At 38.7% G+C, this 20,721-nt stretch carries 21 protein-coding genes; 11 read left to right on the plus strand and 10 right to left on the minus strand.

Annotated elements, in window-relative coordinates:
* Positions 1-114 precede the first annotated feature (114 nt).
* On the plus strand, positions 115-924 hold the full coding sequence (locus HMPREF3237_RS04825) for a Cof-type HAD-IIB family hydrolase (protein ID WP_070889022.1): 810 nt from the start codon (positions 115-117) through the stop codon (positions 922-924).
* Positions 925-971: 47 nt separating this feature from the next.
* On the opposite strand, the gene HMPREF3237_RS04830 is transcribed toward HMPREF3237_RS04825, so the two are convergent.
* The 6 genes from HMPREF3237_RS04830 to glmU form a co-directional block, all read right to left on the minus strand.
* Positions 972-1,232, minus strand: coding sequence for a SemiSWEET family transporter (locus tag HMPREF3237_RS04830; RefSeq protein WP_006145583.1), 261 nt, complete (start codon positions 1,230-1,232; stop codon positions 972-974).
* Between the two features lie 46 nt (positions 1,233-1,278).
* Complete coding sequence (pcrA, locus tag HMPREF3237_RS04835; protein ID WP_070889023.1) at positions 1,279-3,570, minus strand: DNA helicase PcrA; 2,292 nt, start codon at positions 3,568-3,570, stop codon at positions 1,279-1,281.
* 120 nt (positions 3,571-3,690) lie between these two features.
* Positions 3,691-4,386, minus strand: a complete 696-nt coding sequence (locus tag HMPREF3237_RS04840) for a 5'-methylthioadenosine/adenosylhomocysteine nucleosidase (protein ID WP_070889024.1) — start codon at positions 4,384-4,386, stop codon at positions 3,691-3,693.
* Positions 4,387-4,395: 9 nt separating this feature from the next.
* Entirely contained in the window at positions 4,396-4,707 is a 312-nt protein-coding gene (macP, locus tag HMPREF3237_RS04845) for a cell wall synthase accessory phosphoprotein MacP (RefSeq protein WP_070889025.1), read from the minus strand.
* A gap of 10 nt (positions 4,708-4,717) precedes the next feature.
* A complete protein-coding gene (locus HMPREF3237_RS04850) occupies positions 4,718-5,263 on the minus strand; it encodes an NUDIX hydrolase (RefSeq protein ID WP_070889026.1) in 546 nt (181 codons plus the stop codon).
* 9 nt (positions 5,264-5,272) lie between these two features.
* Complete coding sequence (gene glmU / locus HMPREF3237_RS04855) at positions 5,273-6,652, minus strand: bifunctional UDP-N-acetylglucosamine diphosphorylase/glucosamine-1-phosphate N-acetyltransferase GlmU (RefSeq protein WP_006145588.1); 1,380 nt, start codon at positions 6,650-6,652, stop codon at positions 5,273-5,275.
* A gap of 158 nt (positions 6,653-6,810) precedes the next feature.
* Between glmU and HMPREF3237_RS04860 the strand changes: the two genes are divergently transcribed.
* The 5 genes from HMPREF3237_RS04860 to lysS all read left to right on the plus strand — a co-directional run bounded on the left by HMPREF3237_RS04860 (position 6,811) and on the right by lysS (position 11,295).
* Positions 6,811-7,611, plus strand: coding sequence for a glycoside hydrolase family 25 protein (locus HMPREF3237_RS04860; RefSeq protein WP_006145589.1), 801 nt, complete (start codon positions 6,811-6,813; stop codon positions 7,609-7,611).
* A 106-nt stretch (positions 7,612-7,717) separates the two neighbouring features.
* Complete coding sequence (locus HMPREF3237_RS04865; RefSeq protein ID WP_006145590.1) at positions 7,718-8,560, plus strand: DUF368 domain-containing protein; 843 nt, start codon at positions 7,718-7,720, stop codon at positions 8,558-8,560.
* A complete protein-coding gene (locus tag HMPREF3237_RS04870; protein WP_006145591.1) occupies positions 8,560-9,045 on the plus strand; it encodes an aminoacyl-tRNA deacylase in 486 nt (161 codons plus the stop codon). The genes HMPREF3237_RS04865 and HMPREF3237_RS04870 overlap by 1 nt, the downstream gene beginning before the upstream one ends.
* Complete coding sequence (locus HMPREF3237_RS04875; RefSeq protein ID WP_070889027.1) at positions 9,042-9,665, plus strand: histidine phosphatase family protein; 624 nt, start codon at positions 9,042-9,044, stop codon at positions 9,663-9,665. The genes HMPREF3237_RS04870 and HMPREF3237_RS04875 overlap by 4 nt, the downstream gene beginning before the upstream one ends.
* Positions 9,666-9,804: 139 nt before the next feature.
* On the plus strand, positions 9,805-11,295 hold the full coding sequence (lysS, locus tag HMPREF3237_RS04880) for a lysine--tRNA ligase (protein ID WP_070889028.1): 1,491 nt from the start codon (positions 9,805-9,807) through the stop codon (positions 11,293-11,295).
* A gap of 83 nt (positions 11,296-11,378) precedes the next feature.
* Here the strand turns inward: lysS and HMPREF3237_RS04885 are convergent, their stop codons facing one another.
* Positions 11,379-13,049: a formate--tetrahydrofolate ligase gene (locus HMPREF3237_RS04885; RefSeq protein ID WP_070889029.1), complete on the minus strand. Its 1,671-nt coding sequence runs from the start codon at positions 13,047-13,049 to the stop codon at positions 11,379-11,381.
* 220 nt (positions 13,050-13,269) lie between these two features.
* Between HMPREF3237_RS04885 and coaB the strand changes: the two genes are divergently transcribed.
* Genes coaB through HMPREF3237_RS04900 form a run of 3 tightly spaced genes read left to right on the plus strand, consistent with a single transcriptional unit; the run spans position 13,270 to position 15,069 of the window.
* Positions 13,270-13,956 (plus strand): phosphopantothenate--cysteine ligase, encoded by a 687-nt coding sequence (gene coaB, locus HMPREF3237_RS04890; protein WP_006145595.1) that lies wholly within the window; start codon positions 13,270-13,272, stop codon positions 13,954-13,956.
* Between the two features lie 14 nt (positions 13,957-13,970).
* Positions 13,971-14,522, plus strand: a complete 552-nt coding sequence (gene coaC / locus HMPREF3237_RS04895) for a phosphopantothenoylcysteine decarboxylase (RefSeq protein ID WP_006145596.1) — start codon at positions 13,971-13,973, stop codon at positions 14,520-14,522.
* Positions 14,506-15,069, plus strand: coding sequence for an ECF transporter S component (locus HMPREF3237_RS04900; RefSeq protein ID WP_006145597.1), 564 nt, complete (start codon positions 14,506-14,508; stop codon positions 15,067-15,069). The genes coaC and HMPREF3237_RS04900 overlap by 17 nt, the downstream gene beginning before the upstream one ends.
* Before the next feature lie 33 nt (positions 15,070-15,102).
* Here HMPREF3237_RS04900 and udk read toward each other — a convergent pair whose 3' ends face one another.
* From udk to HMPREF3237_RS04915, 3 genes are all read right to left on the minus strand, one after another.
* Complete coding sequence (gene udk, locus HMPREF3237_RS04905) at positions 15,103-15,741, minus strand: uridine kinase (protein WP_006145598.1); 639 nt, start codon at positions 15,739-15,741, stop codon at positions 15,103-15,105.
* Between the two features lie 118 nt (positions 15,742-15,859).
* Entirely contained in the window at positions 15,860-17,593 is a 1,734-nt protein-coding gene (gene ptsP, locus HMPREF3237_RS04910) for a phosphoenolpyruvate--protein phosphotransferase (protein WP_006145599.1), read from the minus strand.
* Between the two features lie 4 nt (positions 17,594-17,597).
* Complete coding sequence (locus tag HMPREF3237_RS04915) at positions 17,598-17,861, minus strand: phosphocarrier protein HPr (RefSeq protein ID WP_000146947.1); 264 nt, start codon at positions 17,859-17,861, stop codon at positions 17,598-17,600.
* 359 nt (positions 17,862-18,220) lie between these two features.
* Between HMPREF3237_RS04915 and nrdH the strand changes: the two genes are divergently transcribed.
* Together nrdH and nrdE are read left to right on the plus strand one after the other, a co-directional pair.
* A complete protein-coding gene (gene nrdH / locus HMPREF3237_RS04920; RefSeq protein WP_016465794.1) occupies positions 18,221-18,439 on the plus strand; it encodes a glutaredoxin-like protein NrdH in 219 nt (72 codons plus the stop codon).
* Positions 18,440-18,508: 69 nt separating this feature from the next.
* Complete coding sequence (gene nrdE, locus HMPREF3237_RS04925) at positions 18,509-20,668, plus strand: class 1b ribonucleoside-diphosphate reductase subunit alpha (RefSeq protein WP_070889030.1); 2,160 nt, start codon at positions 18,509-18,511, stop codon at positions 20,666-20,668.
* The last annotated feature ends 53 nt before the right edge of the window (positions 20,669-20,721 follow it).

Genomic DNA, 20,721 nt, shown 5'->3' on the forward strand with positions numbered 1-20,721 from the left:
CTGCCTCGTTTGTTTTTTCATTCCCTTTTATTATACCATGATTTAACAGAAGATTCTGTCTCTGATTCTCAAAATATGCTATAATATAGGCAAAACACGAGAAAAGGAAATACTATGATTAAATTACTTGCCCTAGATATGGATGGTACTCTTCTCAACGAAGTCAAAGAAATCCCTCTAGCTCATATTGATGCTATTCATAAAGCTATCGACAAAGGCGTCAAACTGGTTCTCTGTACTGGCCGCCCTCTCTTTGGAGTTCTTCCCTACTACAAGAAACTCAGTCTTGATTTGCAAAATGAATACGTCATCGTCAACAATGGTTGTTCTACTCATCAAACAAGCGACTGGAGCCTTGTTGACTGGCGGGAACTTAGCAAATCCGATATCGAATACCTGAATGACCTTGCTGAAAAGAGTGAAGTCCAGTTGACTCTCTTTGATGAGGACCACTACTTCGTTCTTGGAGGCAAACCAAATCCTATCGTTCAATATGATGCCACACTTGTCTTTGCTGACCTGACTGAAATCTCACTTGAGGAGGCTACCAGTGGTAAATATCGTATGTTCCAGGGAATGTTTTTAGGGACAAAAGAACAGACAGATGACTTTGAACAACGATTTGCTGATGAACTTTGTCAGAGATTTAGCGGTGTTCGTTCTCAACCTTTTATCTATGAGGCAATGCCACTTGGCACGACCAAAGCTTCTGCTCTTTCTCGTTTGGCTGAGATTTTGGATATCCAAACTTCTGAAATCATGGCCATGGGTGATGCCAATAACGACATTGAGATGTTAGAGTTTGCTGGGCTGGGGATCGCTATGGGAAATGCCAGCGACCACGTCAAATCTCTCGCAGATGCTGTAACTGCCAGCAATGAAGAAGACGGAGTTGCACGTGCTATTGAGAAATATATTTTGTAAATATAAAAAAGCAACTAACAGATAACTCTGCTAATTGCTTTTTATTTTTAGAATATAGAGGTCAATGCAGTTATAATTCCTAAAATTATCCCAGGGATATTTGCTGCAACAATAGGAATATCTCTCTTTTCCTTAAAGAAACCATAGTAACACCAGAGGCAACAGTTTAGAGCTGCAACTGCTGGTTGGATAAAATTCCCCTTATGACCTGCTAGATTATCTAAAATTTGTGGAATATAAGAAACATACATCATAATGGACATAAAAGTTGCAATCCAACCCACAATTTTCATTTGTTTTTCAGACATTTATTCTCCTTTATCTGTATAACAATATTTTGTCTTCATTTTTGCCTTAAGATTTTTTCTCAATCGGGGCAACACTGGCCAAAAGTTTTTTGAGACCGACTTCTGGGAAGTTGATTTTTAATTCCTGGGTAGCTCCACTACCTGATACTTCAAGGACAGTCCCTTGACCCCATTTTTTATGAAGGGCAATATCACCGATAGACCAGTTGGTTTCACTGGAAGACGATTTACTAGTAGATGCAAATTGTCCAAATGGTAAACCACTTGATTGGATAGATGTAGGCGCAGTATTCCGTTTTCGTTCTTGAAGAGCCTGTGCCAGACTCATTCCTTGCCCAAATGTAGTGTTTCCACTTGTGTAAGAAGCTTTAAAACTTGTATTAGCTGGACGAGCCAAACCTTGATAGGTCAACAAATCTGAACTAATCTCGTTGATAAAACGGGTCGGACGATTGTAACTTGTACGCCCGAAAAGCAAGCGAGAGTTGGCGTTGGTTAGATAGAGAATTTTCTCGGCGCGCGTGATACCGACATAGGCTAGACGGCGTTCCTCTTCCAATTCATCCATGTCTTCTGCTGCACGACTAAGTGGAAAGACATTTTCTTCCATCCCAATAATAAAGACAACTGGGAACTCAAGTCCTTTGGCAGCGTGTAAGGTCATCAAGGTTACTTCTGACGTCTCCTGACTACCAGAGTCAGTATCTGCAATCAAAGCAAGATCATTCAAGAAACGACTAAGTTTATCTAGTCCTGTTTCCCCTTCTTGGCTTTCAGGGTTGTCATCGAAGTTTTTGGTAACCGATAAGAATTCCTCGATATTTTCAACCCGTGCCTTACTCTCCAATGTTGCTTGTGCATTTAGAATATCAACGTAACCAGTCTTTTCAAGGACAGCCTCAACCAACTCTGTAATTTTTAATTGGTCTAATTGCTCCCTCAAATCCAGAATCATATTGGCAAAGTCCCAAATAGACTGAGCCACTTTTCCTTTGATGCCGGATAACATGATATTGGCAGAAGCATCCAGCATAGACATTTCTTGCATATTGGCAAAGTCACGAATCTTTTCAACAGTTCCAGGTCCAATACCACGCTTGGGTTCATTGATAATACGCTCAAGACTGATGTTGTCACTTAAATTTGCGATAAGATTAAGGTAAGCAATGATATCACGAATTTCCTTACGGCTGTAGAACTTGGTTCCACCGACCATAGTATAAGGAATGTTAGACTTGAGCAGAGCCTCCTCAATAGTACGTGACTGGGCATTAGTACGGTAAAGAACTGCAAAGTCCTTGTGAAGGAAGTTATGAGCGCGACCAAGTTCATCAATGGTTTTAGCTACAAAGACGGCTTCATCCTGTTCATCATTGGCACGGTAATAGACAATTTGCTCCCCATCCGCATTTTGAGTCCAGAGATTCTTAGGACGGCGATTTTTATTGTTTTTGATGACATCGTTGGCCGCTTGAAGAATAGTTTTGGTTGAACGGTAATTTTCTTCAAGCAATACAACCTTAGCATCTGGATAATCCTTTTCATAATCAAGGATATTCTGCATATCAGCCCCACGCCAACCATAGATAGACTGGTCTGCATCCCCAACTACACAGATATTTTTGAAACGAGAAGCTAACAGTTTGACCAGTTGATACTGAGCATGGTTGGTATCTTGATACTCATCAACATGAATGTACTGAAACTTCTGCTGGTAATAAGTCAAGACATCAGGATTTTGATCAAAAAGGCGCAAGGTCAACATAATCAAGTCATCAAAGTCAACAGATTCTGACTGACGAAGTTCTTTCTGATAGGCCGTATAACACTTAGCAACAATATTTGTATACAAGTCTCCTGATTGAGAAGCATAAGCCACATCATCAATCAGGTCATTCTTAGCATTAGAAATAGTTCCTAAAATAGAGCGTTCATTCCATTTTTTAGGATCTAGATTTAACTCTTTCAAAATACGTTTCATTAGCGTTCGCTGTTCACCTGGATCGATAATGGTAAAGTTACGATTGTAGCCAATATGGTCTGCATCACGACGTAAGATTCGAACGCACATAGAGTGAAAGGTCGCAATCAAAGAATCCTGAGTAGCTGGATTTAAACCATAGGCACGTTCTTTCATTTCACGAGCAGCCTTATTGGTAAAGGTAATGGCTAAAATATTCCAGGGATTAACCATCTTTTCATCGATCAAGTAGGCAATACGGTGGGTCAAAACCCGTGTTTTCCCAGATCCAGCTCCTGCCATGATTAACAAGGGACCTTCTGTCGTTTGGACCGCCTCTGCTTGACGATCGTTCATACCGTTTAATAAAGGGTTCATTTTCTCTTCCTATTCTTCAAATCAATGTTTCTATTATAACAAAAAAGACGAAAAATAACTTTAACTGAGACAAGCTTGTTTTTTACTAAAAAAAGAACACCAAGCAGTGTTCTTCTTATTTTAATCATGAATAGACTCTAGGAGAGTCAAAAGTGCTTTCGCTGAGCGACGTCCAGCTTCTACGATAAATTCATCAAAGGAAATAGAAGCTTCGTGATTGGCATTATCACTCATTGCACGAACAACCAAGAATGGTAGGTTCAAGGCGTGGGCTGCTTGAGCGATAGCCGCTCCTTCCATTTCTACAGCCAGAACTTGAGGAAAGTGACTTTTAATTTCTGCAATTTTACCTTCACCAGCGATAAAACTATCACCTGTTGCGATTAAGCCCAAATGCCAATTCTGATTTAACTTCGATAGACTTTCTTGAATCAATTTGACAAACTGTTTGTCTGATTCAAAGTAGAGCGGTTGTTGTGCCATTTGACCATATTCATAGCCAAAGGCGGTCACATCCACATCATGATAGGCGAGTTTTTCTGCAATAACCACATCACCTACTGAAATACCTTCTGCAAGAGCACCAGCTGAACCGGTATTGATAACTGCATCCACTTGAAAATGGTCCGCTAGAACTGCCACGCTCATAGCTGACATGACTTTCCCAATCCCGCTCTCTACTAGCACAAGCTCAACGGTACCAATTTTTCCAGTATGATAGCTATTGTCTAGAACTTTTTCCTCCTTGGATTCCTCCAAATGTTGAAGCAAGTAAACAAGTTCTTCTGGCATTGCTGCAATGATTCCAATTTTCATGATATCCCCTTAAATAAATCTCATAGCTAAAACTAGCAGAATCAAGAGAAAGATAACTATAAATAAAATCTTGTTCAATTTAGAGTTAAAGACATTTCTCTTGGTATTTTCAATACGACGACTCTTATGAATGCTTGGTTCAACATCAATAGCTAGTGTATCTTGACTAAAGCCATGATCTAGGACGCGAGAATAGCCAAACTCTTGAGAGGATGTCGGTAAAATCTTAGTCTCCTCATCATCTACCAAGGGAGGACCCGAAATTTTTTCTCCACGATTCGCACGTTCAATGATTTCATCTGTTAATAAAGGCTTACCCATAGATTCTCCTTTATCTTTCTTGTAATTGCCAATACTGAATGGCCATAATAGTCTTGGCATCGCAAATATCACCAGACTGAATGAGAGACAGTGCCTCATCCATTGACACTTCAAGCAACTCCAAGGTTTCGTCTTCATCTTGAGGACGAGGATTTTCTACTTTCTCTAGATTACTAGCTATATAAAGTCTCAAACGTTCATTGCAAAAACCAATAGCTGAGTAAAAATCGTAGAGTAGTCTCAATTTCCCAGAATAGGCTGTTTCTTCTTCAAGTTCACGGAGAGCAGCTGCTTCTGGGTCAGCATTTTCACCAATTTCTAGTTTTCCAGCAGGAATTTCGTAGGAAACTTTTTCAATTGCCTTACGATATTGTTTGACTAAAACAATCTTGTTTGTTGCAGTTACAGCTAACACGCAGACTGCACCATTGTGAAAAATTAAATCACGTTGAGCCCTTCCTTTACCTTCAGGAAGCTCAACTTGGTCTTGTACTAATTGAAAAATAGGACCTTTATAAATTTCTTTACGACTGATTGTCTTTTCTTCAAATTCCATAAGAAACTCCTATTGATTATTCGGATGGTGAGGTAGTCTAAGTGCGTATTCTTCTTTATTTACCTGACGTCCACGACCAATAGCAATCGCATCAGCGGGAACATCCTTGGTAATCGTCGAACCTGCACCGACAAGACAATTATCACCAAGTTCTAGTGGCGCAATAATGGTAGAATTTGAACCAACAAAAACATTATTGCCAATGACGGTTTTGTATTTGTCTTTACCGTCATAATTGACAGTAATGGTTCCCGCACCAAAATTAACCTTGCTACCAACTTCACAATTTCCGATATAGGTCAAATGTCCCGCCTTGGTTGCTTCACCAATGGTTGAGCCCTTCACTTCCACAAAGTTTCCAATATGAACATCTTTAGCGAGGCTTGAACCTGGACGAATATGAGCGTATGGTCCTACTGTCACGCCATCGGCTACTGTACTCTCTTCAATCATGGAATTGGTGATGACAGCACTTGCCCCAATCTCACTGTCCACAATATAGGTACCATTGGTTAAGATGGTTTCAGCACCGATTTTTGTGTGGCCTTTTAGGGTAACATTGGCTTCTATCTGCACTTCAGGAGCTATTTCAACATCAACATCAATGTATGTTGCATCTGGATTGACAAAACTAACACCATTAACCATATGAGCACGATTAATACGGCGACGCATAATTCCTTCTGCCGTAGCCAGAGCTACACGATCATTTACCCCTAAGCTTTCATCAAAGTCTTTGAGGGTGTATGCGCCGACTTTTTCACCGGCTTCACGGAAAATACCAATCACATCCGTGATATAGTACTCACCTTGAGCATTATTGGTATTGATATTCTTAAGCGCTTCAAAGAGACGTTCATTATCAAAGACGTAAGTACCTGTATTAATTTCCTTAATTTGTTTTTCAAAGTCTGTTGCATCTTTTTGTTCAACAATACGTAGTACTTCTGCATTTTCATTGCGGATAATACGTCCGTAACCAAATGGATTATCTGCTTCGGCAGTTAATATGGTCGCAACATTTTTGTGGTTTACATGAAAATCAATAAGGTTTTTCAAACTATCACCTGTAATTAAAGGTGTATCGCCTGCAATGACCAAGGTGTGACCAGCTAAACCTTCTAAAATAGGCTCAGCCATCATAACTGCATGACCAGTACCCAATTGCTCGGATTGTCTTACAAAGTCAGTCTGTCCATCTAAAACTTGTTCGACCAGCTCAGCCTTATGGCCGACTACTGTTACTGTTTTCTCAGGAGTAATAGCTCCAACACTACGAAAGACATGTTCCAACATTGAAATTCCTGCAACTTTGTGCATGACTTTTGGAAGATCAGACTTCATACGAGTACCTTTACCCGCTGCTAAAATAATTGCATAATTTGCCATATCTGTCTCTTTTCTAATAGATATTCGTTTTCATTATACCATAATTTAGTTTACGATACACGAATTTGGTGAAGTCAGCACCACTCTAATTGCTGTCAATACTCAATTTAAAGTAAATATTTTGATTTTTTTCATTATTTACGATAAACTATAGAGGTATGAGAAAAAAAATTCGTCCAGCTTTTATAGTTACTATATTTGCTATCTTTATAGGGATCCTATTTCTCAATCGACCTCGGTTTGAAGAACACCCTATAAAAACTAAACAAAATCCATTACAAATAGAAACACAGGCTCTACATAATTTGGATAAGCCTGTCATAGATATATCCGGTTGGCAACGGCCATCAGAAATCAACTATGATGTTTTATCTCAAAACATCTCTGGCGCGATTGTTCGAGTTCACAGTGGAAATCAGATTACTACTGAGAATGATGCATCGTATACAAATGGAACAGATAAAGCTTATAAAAGTCATATTTCAGAGTTCCAAAAAAGAAATGTTCCCGTTGCTGTATATGCATATGTTTCTGGAAAAAATGTTGAGGAAATGGAAAAGGCTGCTGAGTCATTTTATAATTCAGCTTCACCTTACAACCCTACCTACTATTGGTTAGATGTTGAAGAAAAAACCATGTCAGATATGAACAAAGGGGTTGAAGCTTTCCGCGCGAAACTTGCATCACTAGGTGCTAAAAATATCGGCATTTATATTGGTGTGTATTTCATGAAAGAACACAGCATTAGCACTGATAAGTTTTCTGCCGTTTGGATTCCTTCTTATGGACTTGATTCAGGTTATTTTGAAAGTTCTCCTAATACAGATCTTGACTTTGATCTTCACCAATTCACTTCAAAAGGAAAATTAGTCGGTTTTGATCACCACTTAGATTTAAACATTATTTCCTTATCAAAAAATAAAGAGGAAACATTTAGAAAACTATTTTTAAAACCTTAAATTCATTAAGCAAGTCAGGATTTTCTTCCACTTGCTTATTTATTTTTCTTAGTTTGTGTTATAATTAAATGAGTATTGTATTTAAAAGAAAGGACGGAGAGAGTTTATGTTATCTTGGATTTCAAAAATCATTAAAGGAATAGTTATTGCGCTAGGCTTTATTTTACCAGGTATCTCAGGTGGTGTTCTAGCAGCTATCTTGGGTATTTACGAGCGAATGATTCGATTTCTCGCCCATCCCTTTAAAAATTTCAAAGAAGATGTATTTTATTTCTTACCAGTTGCTATCGGCATGTTACTTGGAATTGGTCTATTTTCATACCCCATTGAGTATCTCCTTGAGCATTATCAGGTTTATGTCTTATGGAGTTTTGCGGGTGCCATTATTGGTACAGTTCCAAGTCTTGTGAGGGAAGCTACACAGGATTCCGATAGAGATAAGATTGATCTAATCTGGTTTTGGGCAACTTTTATCGTTTCTGGGATTGGACTTTACGCTTTAAACTTTGTTGTTGGTTCACTTAATGCAAGTTTCATAAGTTTTATCTTAGCTGGCGTTCTTCTTGCTCTAGGTGTTTTAGTTCCGGGATTGAGCCCTTCAAACCTACTCTTGATTTTAGGTCTTTACAGTCCAATGTTGACCGGTTTTAAGAGTTTTGATTTAATAGGAACTTTTCTTCCAATTGCAATCGGTGCTGGAGCTACTCTAATTATTTTCTCAAAATTGATGGACTATGCTCTCCGTGTCTATCACTCCCGTGTCTACCACTTTATCATCGGAATTGTTCTTTCAAGTACCCTTTTGATTTTGATTCCCAATGCTGGTAATCCTGAAAGTATCAGCTACAGTGGCTTATCACTTGTGTCCTATGTCATCATCGCTTTCTTCTTTGCTCTCGGCATTTGGTTAGGTATTTGGATGAGTCAGTTGGAGGATAAATATAAATAATGGCTAAAAAAGTTAAAGTTAAAAAGACACTAGTCGAACAAATTTTGGCTAAGGCAGGTGTTGAGCATCAAGGTATTCAAATCAACGCTTTAGAGGGAGAACTTCCTTCGGATTATGATAGAAAACATATCTTTAAAACCTTAGCGCTATTTGGTGACAAAACTGGTCCAGTTATTGGGATTGTACCCATAACAGAGCACCTTTCCGAAAAGAAATTAGCAAAGATTTCTGGCAATAAAAAAGTGACTATGATACCTCAAAAGGATTTAGAAAAAACAACTGGTTATATACATGGAGCTAATAATCCTGTCGGTATCCGTCAAAAACACAACTTCCCTATTTATATTGATGAAAGATCATTGAAATTAGAAAAAATGATAGTCTCTGCTGGAGAAGTTGGTCATAGCATCATCATAGCTCCACAAGATTTAGCAGATTTTGTTAAAGCCAACTTTGCAGATATTTTGGAGGATAGCAAGTCATGAAACTTTACTTTGTCCGTCATGGCCGAACAGTTTGGAATTTAGAGGGTCGCTTTCAAGGCGCTGGTGGAGACTCACCTCTTCTACCTGAGTCTATCGATACATTAAAGGAACTAGGTCAATATCTTAAGGATATCTCATTTGATAAGATTTATTCGAGTGATTTACCAAGAGCTGTAAAATCAGCTGAAATCATCCAAAGCCAACTGACAAACCCTTGTCCCTTGGAAAGTGTTCCAGAGCTCAGAGAATGGCATCTTGGTAAACTAGAAGGGTTAAAAATTGCTACTTTAAATGCAATCTATCCGCAGCAGATTCAGGCCTTCAAAACTAACTTGGCCAAGTTTGATACCACCATGTTTGAAGCTGAATCACTCTACAGCACAACTCAACGCACTACTCAATTTATCAAATCTTTAAAGGATTCTAAGACTGAACAACTCTTACTGGTTGGTCATGGAGCTAACCTTACTGCTAGTCTTCGGACACTTTTAGGTTATAATGAAGCTCTTCTTCGAAAAAATGGAGGATTAGATAACGCGAGCTTAACAATTTTAGAAACCAACGACTTTGAAAAATTTACACTTAAGACTTGGAACGACACCTCCTATCAGAAAAAATGATAGAACTTGATTTACAGTATCAAGTTCTTTTTAGTTTTTATAGAATATCCGTGAATTTCTTGATTATTTATGATAAAATGGGAGTATCGTGAAAAAATGATTAATTATTTCAAAATTTGAATTTCATTAGGAGGAACACATGTCAACAGAACATATGGAAGAACTAAATGACCAGCAGATTATTCGTCGTGAAAAAATGGCTGCACTCCGTGAACAAGGAATTGATCCATTCGGGACACGTTTTGAACGCACTGCTAATTCTCAAGAATTAAAAGATAAATTTGCTGACCTTGATAAAGAACAATTACACGAATTGAACGAAACTGCTACTATCGCGGGTCGCTTAGTCACAAAACGTGGTAAAGGTAAGGTTGGATTTGCTCACCTTCAAGACCGTGAAGGTCAAATTCAAATCTACGTTCGTAAAGATGCTGTCGGTGAAGAAAACTACGAAATCTTTAAGAAAGCTGACCTTGGTGACTTCCTAGGTGTTGAAGGTGAAGTGATGCGTACGGATATGGGAGAGCTCTCTATCAAAGCTACACACATCACCCACTTATCTAAAGCGCTTCGTCCTCTTCCAGAGAAATTCCATGGTTTGACTGACGTTGAAACTATCTACCGCAAACGTTACCTTGATTTAATTTCTAATCGCGAAAGTTTTGAACGTTTTGTAACTCGCTCAAAAATCATCTCTGAAATTCGTCGTTATCTTGATCAAAAAGGTTTCCTAGAAGTTGAAACACCTGTACTTCACAACGAAGCCGGTGGTGCTGCTGCTCGTCCGTTCATCACACACCACAATGCCCAAAACATTGATATGGTGCTTCGTATCGCGACTGAGCTTCACCTCAAACGCCTTATCGTCGGCGGTATGGAACGTGTCTATGAGATTGGCCGTATCTTCCGTAACGAAGGAATGGATGCCACACATAACCCTGAGTTTACTTCTATCGAAGTTTACCAGGCTTATGCAGACTTCCATGATATTATGGATTTGACAGAAGGTATTATCCAACACGTTGCTAAAGCTGTTAAAGGCGATGGTCCAGTTATCTATCAGGGAACTGAAATCATGCTTAACGAACCATTTAAGCGAGTGCACATGGTGGATGCTATTAAGGAAATTACAGGTGTTGATTTCTGGAAAGATATGACTTTCGAAGAAGCTAAAGCTATCGCGGCTGAGAAGAAAGTTCCTGTTGAAAAACACTTCACTGAAGTTGGTCACATTATCAACGCCTTCTTTGAAGAATTTGTCGAAGAAACATTAATCCAACCAACTTTCGTTTATGGACATCCAGTAGCTGTATCTCCACTTGCTAAGAAAAACCCTGAAGATCCACGCTTTACAGACCGTTTCGAACTCTTCATCATGACTAAAGAATACGGTAATGCCTTTACTGAGTTGAATGACCCAATCGACCAGCTCAGCCGTTTCGAAGCACAAGCTAAAGCAAAAGAATTGGGTGATGATGAAGCAACAGGCATTGACTACGATTACATTGAAGCACTTGAATATGGTATGCCACCAACAGGTGGACTTGGAATCGGTATTGACCGTCTCTGCATGCTCCTCACTGATACGACTACTATCCGTGACGTCCTTCTTTTCCCAACTATGAAATAAAACCAAAACTCCTAGAAGTATTCTAGGAGTTTTTAGAAACTAAAAGACAACCCTAATCTTAAGGTTGTCTTTTAAAAATTCTATTAGAATAATCCTACAACTGTACCATCACTTTCAACATCCATGTTGAGCGCAGCTGGTCGTTTTGGAAGTCCAGGCATGGTCATAACGTCACCAGTAAGAGCAACGATGAAGCCTGCGCCCAATTTTGGTACCAATTCACGAATGGTAATTTCAAAGTTTTCAGGCGCACCAAGAGCATTTGGATTATCTGAGAAGCTGTATTGAGTCTTTGCCATACAGATTGGCAGTTTATCCCAACCGTTTTTCACAATTTGAGCGATTTGTGTTTGAGCCTTTTTCTCAAAATTTACTTTGCTACCACGATAGATTTCAGTGACAATCTTCTCAATCTTTTCTTGAACAGAAAGTTCATTGTCATACAAACGTTTGTAGTTAGCTGGATTTTCGTCAATTGTTTTGACGAGAGTTTCAGCTAGAGCAACTCCTCCTTCAGCTCCATCAGCCCATACGCTAGCTAATTCAACAGGAACATCGATTGAAGCACAAAGCTCTTTCAAGGCTGCGATTTCTGCTTCTGTATCGGATACAAATTCGTTAATAGCAACAACCGCTGGAATACCGAACTTACGGATATTCTCAACGTGGCGTTTCAAGTTTGCAAATCCAGCACGTACTGCTTCTACATTTTCCTCTGTCAGAGCATCTTTAGCAACTCCGCCATTCATTTTAAGGGCACGAAGAGTCGCTACAATGACTACTGCACTTGGAGCGGTTGGCAAGTTTGGAGTTTTGATATCAAGGAACTTCTCTGCACCAAGGTCTGCACCAAAACCAGCTTCTGTCACTGTGTAATCAGCTAAGTGAAGAGCTGTTGTTGTAGCTAAAACTGAGTTACATCCGTGAGCGATATTGGCAAATGGGCCACCATGTACAAAGGCAGGTGTACCATAAATCGTTTGAACCAAGTTTGGTTTGATAGCATCTTTCAAGATTAAGGCCAAGGCACCTTCAACCTGTAAATCACCAACAGTCACAGGACTACGATCATAACGGTAGCCGATGACGATATTTGCCAAACGACGTTTCAAATCATCAATGTCAGTTGCCAAGCAAAGGATAGCCATGATCTCTGAAGCAACTGTGATATCAAAACCATCTTCACGTGGAATGCCATTAAGTGGACCACCAAGGCCAACAGTTACATGACGAAGAGCTCGGTCGTTCAAGTCAACAACACGTTTCCAGAGAATACGACGTTGGTCAATTCCTAGCTCGTTTCCTTGGTGCAAGTGATTGTCAACCAAGGCAGAGAGAGCATTGTTTGCAGTTGTAATAGCGTGCATATCCCCAGTAAAGTGAAGGTTGATATCTTCCATTGGTAGTACTTGAGCATAACCACCACCAGCTGCACCACCTTTAATTCCCATGACTGGTCCAAGAGACGGTTCGCGAATAGCAATCATAGTTTTCTTACCAATCTTGTTCAAAGCATCAGCAAGACCAATGGTAATGGTTGACTTCCCTTCACCTGCTGGCGTTGGGTTGATAGCTGTAACAAGAATCAACTTACCAACTGGATTGGTTTCAACTTCACGAATTTTATCAAAGCTTAGTTTAGCCTTGTACTTTCCGTACAATTCCAAATCGTCGTAAGAAATACCAAGTTTCTCTACAACATCAACGATTGGTTTTAGCTCGATACTCTGTGCGATTTCAATATCTGTTTTCATTCAAAACTCCTCTACATCTAATGTGTTAACTCATTATATCATAAAACAAGATTTATTTATACAAAAATGAATTTATTGTTCGTATTTTTTGCCATAATTCTGTGAAATTACAAGAATTATCTATTTTTTATATGTCTTTATAGATAATAACTATAATAACTCAAAGCTAAACTAAACCGCTTTCTTTGACTTAAAAGTCTTTTTTGTGTAAAATGGTTCTATGAAAATTTTAGTAACTTCTGGTGGTACTAGCGAAGCGATTGATAGTGTTCGTTCAATAACTAACCATTCTTCTGGTAGACTGGGTAAAATTATCACAGAAACCTTACTTAAGGCTGGACATGAAGTTTGCTTGATTACCACATTTCAAGCAGTAAAGCCGGTTAATCATCCAAACTTAACCATCATCGAAATTAAAAATACTGCTGATTTACTGCAAGTGATGAAAGACAAAGTTATGAATTACCAGGTCTTAATTCACTCTATGGCAGTATCTGACTACACTCCTGTCTATATGACTGGCTTTGAGGAAGTACAAGCCAGTCAAGATTTAACTGAGTTTTTAAATAGGAAGAATCAGGAAACAAAAGTCTCATCTAAAGATGAAGTACAGGTGCTATTTCTCAAGAAAAATCCTAAAATCATTTCACTTGTCAAAGAGTGGAATCCTTCAATTCATCTGATTGGATTTAAATTATTAGTTGATGTCAGCCAAGAACACTTGATTGGGATCGCTCGGGAAAGTCTTGAAAAGAATCAAGCTAATTTAATTGTCGCAAACGACCTTACTCAGATTAGTAGAGAGCAACATAAGGCTTACTTAGTTGAAAAAAATTCCTTCCAAACTGCTACTACTAAAGAAGAAATTGCGGATTTACTCCTCGAGAAGATCCAGAGTTATGACTAAAAGAAAGGAATATTATGGCACGTATTACACTCGCTATTACCGGTTCCATTGCTGCATATAAGGCAGCTGACTTAGTTAGTTCTTTGAAAAAACAGGGGCATTCAGTAACTGTTCTTATGACCCAGGCTGCAACAGCATTCATTCAGCCATTAACCTTACAAGTACTATCACAAAATACCGTACACCTTGATGTCATGCACGAACCTTCTCCAGATCAAGTGAACCACATTCAAATCGGGAAAGAAACAGATTTATTTATCGTAGTTCCAGCAACAGCTAATACAATCGCTAAACTCGCACAAGGCATAGCTGACAATATGGTGACTGCTACTGCTCTTGCTTTGCCACACTTTGTATCTAAATTATTGGCTCCAGCTATGAACACAAAAATGTATGATCATCCAGCTACTCAAGCTAATCTAAAAACCTTAGAAAGTTACGGTTATAGTATTATTTCTCCCAAAGATTCTCTTCTAGCTTGTGGAGATATCGGTCGTGGCGCTCTCGCTGATCTTGAAACTATTTTACAACAAATAAAGGATAAACTTCATGAACAAACGCTCTAACATTGCTCCAATCGCTATCTTCTTTGCTTGTATGATTGTTATTCATCTGCTCAGTTCTATCTTGTTTAATGTCTTGCCTTTTCCTATTAAACCAACTATCGTCCACATTCCAGTCATTATTGCAAGTATTATCTATGGACCAAGGATTGGAGCAACATTAGGTTTCTTGATGGGACTGATTAGTTTAACGGTTAATACAATTACAATCCTACCCACAAGCTACCTCTTCTCACCTTTTGTACCAAATGGAAACCTATATTCAGTCATCGTCGCTATTGTACCACGTATCTTAATCGGTTTGACACCTTATTTTATCTATAAACTTCTAAGAGGCAGAGCTGGACTCATCTTCGCAGGTGCTCTTGGTTCACTCACGAATACGATTTTTGTTTTAGGCGGGATTTTCATCTTCTTTGGCAATGTCTATGATGGAAACATTCAACTTTTACTTGCAGGTGTTATTTCTTCCAATTCTATCGCAGAGTTAATCATCTCTGCTCTCTTAACCCTTATCATTGTTCCAAGACTTGAAAAAATAAAACAATAAAAACTGTATCAAAAGATACAGTTTTTCTATTTATTATTGAGCTAAACGAGCTTCTTCTAAAATCTTTTCAATTTTTGTTGTTAACAAGTCAATCGCAACTATATTTGACACCCCTTCAGGAATCACAATATCTGCATAGCGCTTTGTTGGCTCAATAAACTGATGGTACATCGGTTTCACTACACTTAAATATTGTTCAATAACACTATCCAGGCTTCTACCCCGTTCCTCCATGTCCCGTTTAATCCGGCGAATGATTCGAACATCATCATCTGTATCCACAAAAATCTTGATATCCATAAGATCACGGAGACGCTTATCTTCAAGAACTAAAATCCCTTCGACAATAAAAACATCCTGTGGTTTTTGACGATAAGTCTTTGAACTTCGTGTATGTTCTGTATAGTCATAGGTTGGAATATCTACAGGGCGTCCTGCTAGCAATTCCTTTATCTGCTCAATCATCAAATCTGTATCAAAAGCAAATGGATGGTCATAATTTGTCTTGATTCGTTCCTCAAAGGTTAAGTGAGACTGATCCTTGTAATAAGAATCATGCTCAATCATGGCAATCTTTTCATTAGGAAAATGCGATAAGATAGCTTTAGAAACGCTTGTTTTTCCTCCTCCAGATCCCCCTGTTACTCCGATAATGATTGGTCTGTTTTGCATAGTTGCCTCCGTATTTTTCCTTTGTCTATTTTACCATATTTTTTAGAAATTTTACAGAAAGAGTTTTCTATATAAAAGATCAAAAAACCTTGCAACCAAAGTTACAAGGCTTAAATTATTAATCGAAGTTAACGTATTCTTTTGATAGCTCAATAACTTCTTCCATTGTTGAACATTCAGTAAGAGCACGGTTAGCATATTCTTGCATCTTAGCTGTGTCTAATTTCTTCATCAAGCTACGAGTACGAAGTACTGAAGTAGCTGACATTGAGAACTCATCCAATCCCATTCCGACAAGAAGCGGAACAGCTGTTTGGTCACCAGCCATTTCACCACACATACCGGCCCATTTACCTTCAGCATGCGCTGCTTTGATCACGTTATTGATCAAACGAAGGATTGATGGGTTATATGGTTGGTAAAGGTATGAAACTTGTTCGTTCATACGGTCAGCAGCCATTGTGTATTGGATAAGGTCATTTGTACCAATTGAGAAGAAATCAACTTCTTTCGCGAATTGGTCTGCAAGCATCGCAGCAGCTGGGATTTCAATCATGATACCAACTTGAATATCATCAGCAACTGTAACTCCTTCAGCAAGCAATTTAGCCTTTTCTTCTTCCAAAATACCTTTAGCTGTACGGAATTCTTTCAACAAAGCAACCATTGGGAACATGATACGCAATTTACCGTGAACAGATGCACGAAGCAAAGCACGCAATTGTGTACGGAACATTTGGTTACCAGTTTCAGAGATAGAAATACGCAAAGCACGGTAACCCAAGAATGGGTTCATTTCTTTAGGTAGATCGAAGTAAGGAAGCTCTTTATCCCCACCAATATCCATTGTACGAACGACAACAGGTTTACCGTTCATACCTTCAAGAACTGCTTTGTACGCTTCATATTGGTCGTCTTCAGTTGGGAAATCTTGAGAGTCCATGTACAAGAATTCTGTACGATAAAGACCAACAGCTTCTGCACCATTATGATTAACACCTTCTACGTCTTTAGGTGTACCAATGTTGGCAGCCAACTCGAAGTGTTTACCATCAGCTGTTACTGTTTTAGCATCTTTAAGGAGAGCCCATTCAGCTTTCTGTTTCGCATAAGCTTCACCAGCTGCTTTAAATTCAGCAATTTGCTCTTCACTTGGGTTGATAACAACTTCACCAGTAATACCTGAAACTGCCAAAATGTCGCCATCTTTGACAAGTTCAGTAATGTTGTTTGTCCCCAATACAGCAGCAATTTCAAGTGTACGAGCCATGATTGCTGAGTGGCTTGTACGACCACCAATGTTTGTTACAAAAGCTTTTACGAAATTTTTGTCCAATTGAGCAGTATCAGATGGAGTCAAGTCATGTGCAATCACAATCACTTCTTCATTAATAGAAGCAGGGTTCGGTAATTTCTTACCAAGAAGGTTTGCCAAAACACGTTTTGTAACGTCGCGGATATCCGCTGCGCGCTCTTGCATGTATGGGTTATCTTCCATTCCTTCAAAAATCGTGATAAACATGTCTGTTACTTCTTTCAGACCTGCTTCAGCATTTACTTTTTTAGCACGAATTGTTTCTTTAATTTGACCAATCAATTCTGGGTCAGCAAGAACCATTAAGTGAGCGTCAAATACTTGCGCTGCCTCTTCACCAAGCGTACCTACAGCCTTCTCGCGGATAAGAGAAAGCTCGTTTTGAGAAGCTTCAAGAGCATCATCCAAACGAGCCTCTTCTGCATTTGTATCTTCGACTGTAACAGTCTCGAATGATAAATCCGGTTGAACGAGTAGATATGCTTTAGCAACTGCAACACCATCAGATGCTGCGATTCCTTTAAGCATTTCTGTCATATTCTTATGCCAATCCTTCTTTTTCCATTGTTTCTGAGATTGCAGCGATAGCATCATCAGCGTCTGCACCTTCAGCAGAGATTGTAACGTCTGCACCTTGGCCAACACCAAGACTCATAACACCCATGATTGATTTAAGGTTAACTGATTTACCTTTGTATTCAAGAGTAATATCTGAAGCAAATTTGCTAGCAGTTTGTACCAACAATGTTGCTGGACGTGCGTGAATACCTGTTTCTGCCACTACGTGGAAATCTTTAGAAGCCATAGTTTGACTCTCCTTTTGTTCTTTCTTTTTTGAGTTATATCTGATAACCCTTACAATTTGGTATTATATCACCTTCTGTGATTTTTTTCAAGTGTTTTATGGGATTTCTTCTTTTTCCTTTCAGATAACTTGCTGAAAATCTTCTATTTTATATATCAAAATACATCATGTAGTTTTTTATATTTTTAACATTTAGAAAACGCTGTTATTTATGGGTTTTATTTTTTACAAACACTATATATTGTGTTTAATTATCTCTTATCTAAAAAAATCTACAATATTTAGTTCTTCTTCGTTGACAAAGATTTTTTTTCTGATATACTTAAGAAGTAATTAAATTTTGAAAGGGGAGTTACAGAATGGTAACCGTTTATTCTAAAAATAATTGTGTTCAATGTAAAATGACCAAACGATTCTTAGATAGTAACAACATCACATATCGCGAAATCAATCTTGACGAACAACCTGAATTTATTGAACAAGTTAAAGAGCTCGGCTTTAGCGCTGCTCCTATCATCCAAACACCGACTGAAGTTTTCTCTGGGTTCCAACCAGCAAAACTCAAAAAACTTGCTTAACAATCAGGACTCAAAGCTTCTATGTCAATCTTAGAAGCCTTTCTTTTGTAATGAATTAAAGGGAATTTTATGGGATTAAAACAACTCGAGGATGTAACTTACTTCCGTCTAAATAATGAAATTAACCGTCCAGTTAATGGTCAAATTATGCTTCATAAAGATAAAGAAGCTTTGGATGCATTCTTTAAAGAAAATGTTGAGCCTAACTCAATGGTATTTGATTCTATCAGAGATAAAATTGATTACCTCATCAAACAAGACTATATCGAAACAGCATTTATCAAGAAATATCGTCCAGAATTCTTAGAAGAGCTTTATCAATTTATTAAAGATCAAAACTTCCAATTCAAGTCATTCATGGCAGCATACAAGTTTTACAATCAATATGCCTTGAAAACTAATGATGGGGAATACTATCTTGAGAGCATGGAAGACCGTGTCTTCTTTAACGCTCTTTACTTTGCTGATGGCAATGAAACTATCGCAATTGATATTGCCAATGAAATCATCCACCAACGCTACCAACCTGCTACACCATCTTTCTTAAATGCAGGGCGTGCACGTCGTGGTGAATTGGTATCCTGTTTCTTGATCCAGGTTACAGATGATATGAACTCTATCGGACGTTCTATCAACTCGGCTCTTCAACTTTCACGTATCGGTGGTGGTGTAGGGATTTCACTCAGCAACCTTCGTGAAGCTGGAGCTCCTATCAAAGGATATGAAGGTGCTGCCTCTGGTGTCGTACCAGTTATGAAACTCTTCGAAGACAGCTTCTCTTACTCAAACCAACTGGGACAACGTCAGGGTGCAGGTGTGGTCTACCTCAACGTCTTCCACCCAGACATTATTGCCTTCCTTTCTACTAAGAAAGAAAATGCCGATGAAAAAGTTCGTGTGAAGACTTTATCACTTGGTGTTGTGGTACCAGATAAATTCTACGAATTAGCACGTAAAAACGAAGAAATGTATCTCTTCAGTCCTTATTCTGTTGAAAAAGAGTATGGCGTACCTTTCAACTATATTGATATCACTGAAAAATACGATGAATTGGTGGCAAATCCAAACATCCGCAAGACAAAAATAAAGGCGCGTGATTTGGAAACAGAAATTTCTAAATTGCAACAAGAATCTGGCTATCCTTATGTAGTCAACATCGATACTGCTAACCGCGCTAATCCAGTCGATGGTAAAATCATCATGAGTAACTTGTGTTCTGAAATTCTTCAAGTCCAAGAACCGAGCTTAATCAACGATGCTCAAGAATTCCTTAAAATGGGTACTGACGTTTCATGTAACCTTGGTTCAACAAACGTGGTCAACATGATGACTTCACCTGACTTTGGTCGCTCTATTCGAGCTATGGTACGTGCTTTGACTTTCGTTACAGATAGTTCTCATATCGTTGCTGTTCCTACTATAGACCATGGAAATAGCCAAGCACACACCTTTGGTCTTGGGGCTATGGGACTTCACAGTTATCTAGCTCAACAACTAATTGAGTATGGATCACCTGAGTCTGTTGAATTTACCAGCATCTACTTTATGCTCATGAATTACTGGACTCTCGTAGAATCAAACAATATCGCACGTGAACGCGGCATTACCTTCCACAACTTTGAAAAATCAGACTATGCCAACGGGACTTATTTTGATAAGTATGTAACTGGAGAGTTTGTTCCAAAATCTGATCGTATCAAAGAACTCTTCAAAGATGTCTTTATCCCAAGTGCTGCTGATTGGGCTGAACTTCGTGATAAAGTTAAAGTGGATGGTCTTTACCACCAAAACCGCCTTGCTGTAGCACCAAACGGTTCTATCAGCTACATCAACGATGTTTCTGCTTCTATCCACCCAATCACTCAACGGATTGAAGAACGTCAAGAGAAGAAAATCGGTAAGATTTACTATCCTGCTGCAGGATTGTCAACAGACACCATTCCTTACTATACTTCTGCATACGATATGGACATGCGTAAAGTAATTGATGTTTACGCTGCCGCAACTGAGCACGTAGACCAAGGACTTTCACTCACACTCTTCATGCGCAGTGATATTCCACAAGGACTTTACGAATGGAAATCAGAAAACAAACAAACGACACGTGACCTTTCTATCCTTCGTAATTATGCCTTTAATAAGGGAATTAAATCTATCTACTACGTTCGTACCTATACAGATGACGGTGGAGAAGTTGGCGCTAACCAATGTGAAAGTTGTGTGATTTAAGAACTCACTAAACCTTATTACTGGGATTCATTATTATTTTATTGATTAACATT

The sequence above is a fragment of the Streptococcus sp. HMSC34B10 genome, assembly GCF_001839505.1.
GTDB lineage: Bacteria > Bacillota > Bacilli > Lactobacillales > Streptococcaceae > Streptococcus > Streptococcus peroris.